Raw genomic sequence first — 2,874 nt, forward strand, 5'->3', positions numbered from 1 at the left:
CACCGTGCCGGCATCCGCATGACGGGCGGCCTCTCCTCAAGACGGTGCACTTTGAGCTGTACCAGCCTGTGCACATTCCGGTGTACGTCGACACCTGGTCGCCCTGCCCGAGGGCGGGATGCACGCGACCTTCACGTGCGTCGGCCGCATTGAGGGCGGAGGTGACTCAACGCCGGCGCCCGTCCGCGAGATGAAGATCGAACGCCTCCTGGGACAGACCGCTGCGGGCGGGCAACAGACAGCCGAGCGGCCCGCGCAACCCGCTCAGGAGGACGGCATGTCCAGACTCTGGGTGCTGCGCGCCGGATGTGCGGCGCGCAGCACCCCCGGCCCAGTCCTAGGCGATCCGGGTACCCGCTGTGGCGCCAGCATGGCGTCGGCGTCGGCGGCTGCGGTCAGGCAGCACGCGGTGATCGCCCGTCCAGGCGAGCGACAGGGACGCTGTCAGCCGAAGAGTCCTTCGACGACGTCTTCGACTACCTCTTCGGCGAACTCGCCGCCGACCTCTTCAACCGTGTCCTCCACGATCTCCTCGATGATTTCTCCGAAGATGTCGTCCATGTACTGAATCCCTTCTGACCGTTTCTGAATGTCGCGCGTTGTGCCTGTCGGCAACCTGGACCATATCGGCATCCGAATGGCGGGCTCAAGATCAGGAGTGTGCGCCGAGGGCCTGGCGGCGGGCCGTCCCGGACACCGCCGGGCCGTGGATCGCCGAACCGGCAACGCCGGCGTCCGTCCCAGGGTTTCCCGCAGCAACGCGTCCCGGGTCCCCTCGTTGTGGATCAACCTCCGGGCCGAGGTGCCGGACCCCGCCGCGAACGACTCGACGCGGTCGGGCGGCCCCTGCGCAAGCGCGTTGCCGACACAGGCATCGAGGGCGATGCCGAGCATGGCGTGGTGGACTCCGTCGCCTTTGAGGCGGCAGTCGCGGAGGATCTTCCAGGTCTTCATACGGGCGAAAACATGCTCGACGCGGGCGCGGACCTGCTTGTGGGACTTGTTGTGCTCTTCTTTCCAGTCCGGGAGTTCGGCCTTGCCGCGCTCGCGGCGGTGAGAGATGACGAGTCCGGTGCCGGGACAGCCACCGCCAGCGATCGTGACGGTCTTGCCGACGGCGGCCTTGGCGCCGGACTCCTCCCACGTCTTGCAGTCGTTGCGGTTCCCGGGCAGTGGTCGGCCGACCACGACGACCAGGCGGGTGTCGGCGTCGATGACGACCTGATGGTTGGTGGAGTACCGGTAGTTCCAATAGGTCATCGGTAGCCCCGAGCGCGTAAGCGCAAGGGGTGCCATGCGAGGCGGGAAGCTGCTTCCGTTCCAGGACTGGATCCACCTCGCACCTTGCCCTGCCGGGCGGAGACCTTCGGTAGTTCCGGGACCTTGATCTCTCGTCTAAGAACTCCTAACGAAATGATCTTCGAGGTGGTTGGATCACTCCGGGACCGTTGATCCGGGGGTGCGGGGTGGCTCGGCCGAAGCCGTGGGAAGTCGATGACGAGTTGTGGGCGGTGATCGAGCCGCTGCTGCCGAAGGTGGAGCGCCGAGTCCGCCATCCCGGGCGGAAGCGGCATCCGGACCGACTGGTGTTTCAGGGCATCCTGTTCGTGCTGCATACCGGGATCGCCTGGCAACACCTGCCGCAGGAGCTCGGCTTCGGTTCGGGGATGACGTGCTGGCGGCGCCTGGCAGAGTGGACCGAGGTCGGTGTGTGGTCTTGGCTGCACGAGGTCCTTCTCGCCCAGCTCCGTGGCGCGGACGCTCTGGACTTCTCCCGGGCCGCGGTCGACGGCTCCCACATCCGCGCGCTAAAGGGGGCTCCAAGACGGGACGAAGCCCTGTTGACCGGTGCAGAAGCGGCAGCAAGCACCACCTGATCACCGACGCCACCGGCATCCCGCTCGCGGTCACCCTGACCGGCGGCAACCGCAACGACGTCACCCAGCTCATCCCACTGCTCCAAGCAGTACCACCCGTGCGCGGCAGGCGCGGCCGACCGCGCCGCCGCCCGGACGTCGTACTCGGGGACCGCGGTTACGACCACGACAAGTACCGCCGGCTCGTCTGGGACCTGGGCGTGAAGCCGGTCATCGCCCGCCGCGGCACTGAGCACGGCTCCGGCCTCGGAACCCAACGCTGGCTCGTGGAACGCGCGTTCGCGCACCTGCACTGGTTCCGCCGCCTGCGGATCCGCTGGGAGATTCGGGACGACATCCACGAGGCTTTCCTCACCCTTGGATGCGCGCTCATCTGCTGGCGGAGGCTTGCCTCCCTACGCTGACAGCAGCGGAACCCAGTGCTTCATCACCTGCTGCAGACGCTGTTGGTGGTCAGCAATCCAGTCGTCCGGCGGCACAAGCGGAACCCGAACGGTGACCATGGATCCCGACTCGTCCTCCACAACGACCTCCGGACAGTCACGTTCGCCGGTGAGTTGGATGAAGATCGATGGCCCACTGCTCATCTCCATCCAGGCAACATCCTCGCCAGCATCGAGCCTGTTCAGCGCATCCGCCCAGCTCTCCAGTCTCGAGGCGTATAGCGCCAAGTCAACACGGCCGGACACGAAAGGCGTCCTGACCACGATCTCGGCTTCCAGTCCGGCGGACCACCTGGGATCACGCCCCAGAACGTTGACGGTGACGCTGTTCCCCTCGTCATCAGCAAGAGAGATGAGCTCTCTCGGAACAATGTCGTCCACAGCTGCCCCTTCATCGGCGAGTACCGAGAGATCCTCGCCCTGGCAGGGGCGCATCCGCCATCCCATTTCGTTATGGGTTCTAACCTTGGCGTTTAACCTCGGTGGGCTTGGTGTTTCTTGATCGACTCGGCGCGCTTGACGGTCTTGCCGACGTCGTGGCGCTTGGCGCGCTG

Annotated in this window: 2 protein-coding genes and 1 pseudogene; 1 reads left to right on the forward strand and 2 read right to left on the reverse strand. The window is 66.3% G+C overall.

Going from position 1 to position 2,874, the window contains the following annotated elements; all coding sequences use genetic code 11:
* Window positions 1-879 precede the first annotated feature (879 nt).
* Window positions 880-1,248 (reverse strand): annotated as a pseudogene (locus ACWCPM_RS34665) (transposase); the annotation flags it as partial.
* Between the two features lie 218 nt (window positions 1,249-1,466).
* Here ACWCPM_RS34665 and ACWCPM_RS34670 point away from each other — a divergent pair.
* Window positions 1,467-2,281 (forward strand): IS5 family transposase gene (locus tag ACWCPM_RS34670; RefSeq protein ID WP_450980239.1). Its coding sequence is split into 2 segments (ribosomal slippage): window positions 1,467-1,812 and window positions 1,812-2,281, totalling 816 coding nucleotides; the frame shifts between segments, so codons are not numbered across the junction.
* Here ACWCPM_RS34670 and ACWCPM_RS34675 read toward each other — a convergent pair.
* The gene (locus ACWCPM_RS34675) at window positions 2,273-2,701 is read right to left on the reverse strand and encodes a DUF5959 family protein (protein ID WP_450980240.1); all 429 of its coding nucleotides are present in this window, start codon (window positions 2,699-2,701) and stop codon (window positions 2,273-2,275) included. The genes ACWCPM_RS34670 and ACWCPM_RS34675 overlap by 9 nt on opposite strands.
* Between the last annotated feature and the right edge of the window lie 173 nt (window positions 2,702-2,874).

Source organism: Streptomyces sp. NPDC002309 (assembly GCF_053593375.1).